This is a genomic window from Synechococcus sp. CB0205 (genome assembly GCF_000179255.1).
Lineage (GTDB): Bacteria > Cyanobacteriota > Cyanobacteriia > PCC-6307 > Cyanobiaceae > Vulcanococcus.
The window spans coordinates 1-5,921 of record NZ_ADXM01000045.1; the positions used below are offsets into that span (position 1 = coordinate 1).

Below are 5,921 nucleotides of genomic sequence, written 5' to 3' on the forward strand. Positions count from 1 at the left end.
ACCGAGGTACACCGAGATAATCGCCGGTGGGGCCTCATTGGCACCAAGGCGGTGATCATTACTGGCCGTCGCGATCGCAGCGCGCATCAGTGGACCAAAACGGTGCACGCCACGGATCACAGCGCCGCAGAACAGCAAGAACTGAAGGTTCTCGTGGGGGGTGTTGCCTGGATCAAGCAGGTTGCCCTGGGTGCTGTTACCGATTGACCAGTTCACATGCTTTCCATTGCCGTTGACCCCGGCAAAGGGCTTCTCGTGCAGCAGGCATGTGAAGCCATGCTTTTTGGCGGTGGACTTCAGGACCGTCATGATCAACTGCTGGTGATCAGTGGCCACGTTCGCCGCCTCGTGGAACGGGGCAATCTCGAACTGTCCTGGCGCCACCTCGTTGTGACGTGTCTTGGCGGGTATGCCGAGGCGGTAGAGCTGCTCTTCTACGTCCTGCATGAACACCTGCACACGCTCAGGGATAGCGCCGAAGTAGTGGTCATCGAACTGTTGGCCCTTTGCAGGCGGAGCACCGAAGAGCGTGCGACCTGCCAGCTGCAGATCAGGCCGGAGGGCTGTGAATTCTGCATCCACAAGGAAGTACTCCTGCTCGGCTCCGCAGCTGGAATTAACCGGGGCAATCTCCGTTTCACCAAGCAGGGCCAATAGACGGCGCGCCTGCTCATCCATCGCGGAATTGGAGCGCAGCAGTGGGGTCTTCTTATCGAGGGCTTCTCCCGTCCAGGACACGAACACTGTTGGGATGCAGAGAGTCAGCCCATTGGGCGTCTGCATCAAGTAGGCCGGACTGGTCACATCCCAGGCCGTATAGCCGCGAGCCTCAAAGGTGGAACGAATCCCCCCATTGGGGAACGATGAGCCATCGGGCTCCCCTTGCACCAGCAACTTTCCAGTGAATTCACTGATCACTGAACCATCGCTCTGGGGAGCGATAAAGCCGTCGTGCTTCTCTGCCGTGAGGTTGGTGAGAGGATAAAAGACGTGGGCGTAGTAGAGCGCACCACGACTTGTGGCCCAAGCCTTCATGGCCTGCGCCACTACATCGGCCACTGAGGTATCGAGCTTGCCGCCGCGGGTGATCGTCCGCTGGAGGGATTTGAAAATAGCCTTCGGCAGGGCTGACTTCATCCGAGCCAGGCTGAAGACATCCCTGGCCCAGAGCTGATCCAGAGGCTCCGGGGCATTGACGTCAGCCGAGGGACGCTCAAGGATGCTCCGAATGGCCTGCTGGCGATAGGTAGTGGGCACGAATCCTGATCTGACTATCTTCACCCAACAAGTCGGACGGGCCCTCCTAATGGCGCCATGGCTGCCAAATCGAACATTCGCCACCGTTGATCCAACAAGATCCAACGAGCGTTATTCGGTGAAATCACCGCACAAGTCGGAATGATAGTTTTCCTTTTGTTAGCGAATAAGTTGTATCCGAAGAGCGAAATCCACATAAAACTTGGATCCGCAAGAATTGGTAGTCATAGCGACTGCAACGTGCCTTCCCAGGGATTGCACTGGAGATGCTTTTGCGGCTTTTACCTGAGAGCAACACATCCTTTGCTGGCCGGTTCCGATGAACCCTGAACCCACAACCCCTGAGGCAACAGTCAGCCAGCCTCTGGCCGAGCAGATCCGACGGCATCTCTTCTACAGCCAGGCCAAGTCACCCACCCTCGCCAATCGTCACGACCATTACATGGCCTTGGCTCTGGCGGTTCGCGATCGCTTGCTCCAGAACTGGGTGGACTCCGCTGAGGCTTACACCACCCAGGGGGTGCGAACGGCGGCCTACCTCTCCGCGGAATATCTGCTGGGGCCCCATCTCGACAACAATCTGGTCAATCTTGGAATGCGCCAGGAGGCCGTAAAAGCCTGTGCCGAATTGGGCCTGGACCTTGATGACCTGATCCGCTGCGAGCCCGAGCCAGGTCTGGGCAATGGCGGTCTAGGGCGGCTAGCCGCCTGCTTTCAGGAATCGCTCGCCAGCCTGGAGTTGCCGGCGATTGGTTACGGCATTCGCTATGAATTTGGCATCTTCCGGCAGCACATCACCCATGAAGGACAACAGGAAAGCACTGATGCATGGTTGGCCCAAGGTAATCCCTGGGAGGTAATTCGGCCGGAATGGTCTTATCCGGTTCAGATCGGGCATTCCACCGTGCTGGGAGTAGCCCATGACACCCCGATCACGGGCTACGGGGTGAATACGGCTAATACGTTGCGACTCTGGTCGGCGATGGCGCCTGAGGCCTTTGACTTCGCGTCGTTCAATGCCGGTGACTACACGAAAGCAGTTTTAGCGAAGGTACAGAGTGAAACCCTTAGCAAAGTCCTCTACCCGAATGATGAATTTGATCAGGGAAAGCGGCTGCGGCTAAGTCAGCAAATCTTCTTTGTTTCTTGCTCGTTGCAAGACATGCTCCGCATCCTCAAGAAGCAGGGACTGAACGTTAGAGACTTTCATCGCAAGTTTGCGATTCAATTAAATGATACCCATCCAGCGATCGCAGTTGCTGAATTGATGCGTCTCCTGATCGATCAGGAACAGCTCGACTGGGACACAGCTTGGTCCATTACAACAGCCAGCCTGAGCTATACAAATCACACCCTCCTCCCAGAAGCCCTGGAAACCTGGGGTGTGGAGCTGTTTGAGCAGCTGCTGCCAAGACAGCTAGAGATTATCTATGAGATCAACGCCCGATTCCTGCGGATGGTACGCCTGCGTTATCCAGGCCAACCGCAACTGCTTGCGAAGCTCTCCTTAATTGAAGAAGGCCCAAGACGACGCGTGAGGATGGCCAACCTCGCGGTCATAGGTAGCCACCACACCAATGGGGTTGCGGAGCTGCACAGCCAGCTTCTCAGAGATGACGTGCTGGCCGACTTTGCGCGTCTATGGCCTCAGCGATTTACCAATGTCACCAACGGTGTCACACCACGCCGGTGGTTGGCCGTGGCCAACCCAATGCTCTCGCGGCTCCTCGATGACAGTATTGGAGATGGCTGGCGGCGCGATCTAGATCAGCTCCAGTTGCTGGAGCCGTTGCTGGCAGATGCTTCCTTCTTGGAGGGCTGGCGAGAGGCCCGCTCACAGGCGAAACAGCGCTTGGCAGATTACGTCCATCAAGAGCTAGGAATCTTGGTTGATCACACCTCACTGTTTGATGTGCAGGTCAAGCGAATCCATGAGTACAAGCGTCAACACATGGCTGCCCTCGAGGTGGTACAGCGCTATTTGCGACTCCGAAATGGAGAGGACCTGCCACCTCGCACGGTGATCTTTGGCGGCAAAGCAGCGCCTGGATATGCAATGGCCAAGTTAATCATTCGCTTGATTGTTGGCATCGCTGAAATGGTCAACATGGATCCGGTTATGCGCGGTCGACTACGTATTGTCTTCCTGCCCAACTTCAGCGTCAGCCTGGGTCAGCTCACCTACCCAGCCGTGGATCTATCAGAACAGATCTCAACAGCAGGAAAAGAAGCTTCAGGCACGGGTAATATGAAGATGGCGCTCAATGGTGCCCTAACAATCGGCACATTGGATGGCGCAAATATTGAGATTCGAGAACGGGTTGGGGCCTCAAACTTCTTTCTGTTTGGCCACACTGCGCAGCAGGTGCGTGAGATTGCTCAGCAGGGCTATCAGCCCCAAGTTTGGCTGGGCAGTAACCCTGGCCTGCGAGAAGCCCTGCAGTTGATTGCATCGGGGCATTTCAGTGAGGGTGACCACGATCTATTCCGTCCCCTGATCGACAATCTGCTGAACCAAGACCCCTTCCAGGTCATCGCAGATTCCGCTGACTACAGCCTTGCTCAGGACATAGTCGATCGAGCCTGGCTGGACCCATTGAACTGGGCCTCTGCCTCAGTCTCGAACACGATGGGCTGCGGCTTCTTCAGCAGCGACCGCGCGATCAAAGACTATGCAGAGAAGATCTGGAAGCTGGATCCGCTACCGATCCAAGCATCGCAACGGATCTAACCGGCTTCCCACTCGACGCAAAGCGTTTTCCTGGTTGTCGGCTCACTTCATGCTCATTCTGTTCATGCCTCTAGCCATCCGATCGAACGACGGAAAGTAGCAACAGCCACGCCAGGCTTCGCTTAGAGCTCTGAGACTGAATGGACAACTAACAATGAGTTATGGCTGAGTTCACAATCACCCTTGAAACCGGAGAGACTTTCACCTGCGCGGATGATTCCTACATCCTGGATGCAGCAGAGGAGCAGGGCATTGATTTGCCATATTCCTGCAGAGCTGGAGCCTGCAGTACCTGTGCCGGCAAGCTCCTCAGCGGCCAGGTGGACCAGAGTGATCAGTCCTATCTAGATGACGACCAGGTGGCCCAGGGCTTTGCTCTGCTCTGCGTGAGCTACCCCACATCAGATTGCACCATCCGCGCCAATGCTGAAGAGGACATTGCCTGATCAGTCAGCTCGTCCATCAGGCACTTGCTTTTGTTCTCCAGCCGCCATTGACGATCTCTTGAAACGATCAAACAATTGTTGGCGCAGCAGACCCCACTGAGCTCCTCGCCGCGGCAAGTGCTCCACCCCTCTTGATTGTGGCTACTGGCTCTACTGCCATCGCGAAGCAAATAGTCAGGCCGTCCCAAAAGTGGCTGGCGGTACATCTGAAGGAGTTACTGCGTGAAAAGCCGCTGTTCAACAGCGGCTTCCATTGCCGCACGGATGTCACTCCTCTTCGTCGGCCCCACCAGAGGGGATCAACTTGATCTGCTTTAGGGCCAGCTTGATCTCGAACTCATCTCCGGGCTTGAGGTCGAACATGGCTGTGTAACCCTTACCGATCATCAGGCTGCGTGAAACCTACCTGTCAGAGATGGCTTTCAAGTCAACATTCAGACAGTTCCAAGTAATACACCCTATGTAGTCGTATTTCTGCTCCAATCCAGTAGATATGGCCTGATCTCTCCTCTCTTTGTTATTAATGTTTCTGGCCGAGTTTGCCTTTGTCTGGTGACTGCTGAAGGCGTACTATTGGCTCGACAAGGCTCTTTAGTGTTTTAAGAAGTACTTTGTTTTCCTTTTTGTGCCACCACGATTTCGATGGCGCGCCTTTCCTTTGTAGGTGCTGAAATGCCTCCGTGCAGTTGTTGAATCTTGTGCCTTTTGAGGTTGCAGCTTCAAGAGCTGTATTTGCTCTTGATATGGCGACTTCCCTCCGCCTTGTATTGGCTTTTTCTTTCCAGGTATTCTTGTATCCCCCTGGGGCCAGCAGGAGAGTCTTTTGTATCTCTTTTTGTAATATATTTGCCTGAAATTATTTCGTTCTTGTGTCCACAGAATTCTTCGAAGCCTGGCGCCTGTGTTATTAGCTCTAGGGCTCGAACCCGAATCTCATGCTCGGTGCTAAGTCCCTCTACTAATCGTGGTGCAACCTGCAGCGATGCAAGCTTTATCTCTTGAGTCTGTCCTCTACCGGTGAAGCCTTGTATTATTCGCTCCTGCGATCTGACAAGTGCACCGCTCTTGCTCTTTTGTCTTCGCCTATTAGATGAAGGCTTTGCCCAGCTCTCGCTAATATTTGCCTGCAATAGGTTGTTTCTGCTTTTTGACTCCAGCCATTTATTCTTCAGTACTGATAGTTCGTACGAGAATCCAAAGTCTTCTATGAAGATTCCGTTTCCTTCGCCTGTGAGTGGGGCTCTAATTGCAAGGTACTGGGTGCCGTAAGCCTTGCAGTTGCGCCGTACCTAAAGAACACCATTCTTTGCTTCAATGTTGTTGATCTCAAGAGTTCGCTGTTTTGCGATGGCAAGATCCCAGGTCCTTGCAGGCTTGGTCAATGGGAACCAGATGTGGATGCCGCCAGTAGTACTACTTTGAAATTCAACACCTGATTCCAGTCCAATTGTTCTGAGTGCATCCAGAACGGGCTCGATCCCCTCGCC

4 protein-coding genes and 1 pseudogene are annotated in these 5,921 nt (G+C 54.4%); 2 read left to right on the forward strand and 3 right to left on the reverse strand.

From position 1 onward, the window contains the following. Positions 1-1,221 (reverse strand): glutamine synthetase III (locus CB0205_RS0107760; RefSeq protein ID WP_369791655.1); only part of this gene is annotated, 1,221 nt, incomplete at its 3' end. A gap of 355 nt (positions 1,222-1,576) precedes the next feature. Between CB0205_RS0107760 and CB0205_RS0107765 the strand changes: the two genes are divergently transcribed. Next, complete coding sequence (locus CB0205_RS0107765; protein ID WP_010316204.1) at positions 1,577-3,988, forward strand: glycogen/starch/alpha-glucan phosphorylase; 2,412 nt, start codon at positions 1,577-1,579, stop codon at positions 3,986-3,988. Between the two features lie 161 nt (positions 3,989-4,149). After that, positions 4,150-4,434, forward strand: coding sequence for a 2Fe-2S iron-sulfur cluster-binding protein (locus CB0205_RS0107770; protein WP_010316205.1), 285 nt, complete (start codon positions 4,150-4,152; stop codon positions 4,432-4,434). A 267-nt stretch (positions 4,435-4,701) separates the two neighbouring features. On the opposite strand, the pseudogene CB0205_RS15290 reads toward CB0205_RS0107770, so the two are convergent. Together CB0205_RS15290 and CB0205_RS16490 are read right to left on the reverse strand one after the other, a co-directional pair. After that, positions 4,702-4,827 (reverse strand): annotated as a pseudogene (locus CB0205_RS15290) (AbrB-like transcriptional regulator); the annotation flags it as partial. Between the two features lie 896 nt (positions 4,828-5,723). Further along, a partial coding sequence (locus tag CB0205_RS16490; protein ID WP_232197267.1) for a hypothetical protein occupies positions 5,724-5,921 on the reverse strand: 198 nt, incomplete at its 5' end.

Excerpts from the sequence above, each read along its gene's own strand:
- CB0205_RS0107770 (WP_010316205.1), top strand. The coding sequence starts at position 4,150 with ATGGCTGAGTTCACAATCACCCTTGAAACCGGAGAGACTTTCACCTGC.
- CB0205_RS0107765 (WP_010316204.1), top strand. The coding sequence starts at position 1,577 with ATGAACCCTGAACCCACAACCCCTGAGGCAACAGTCAGCCAGCCTCTG.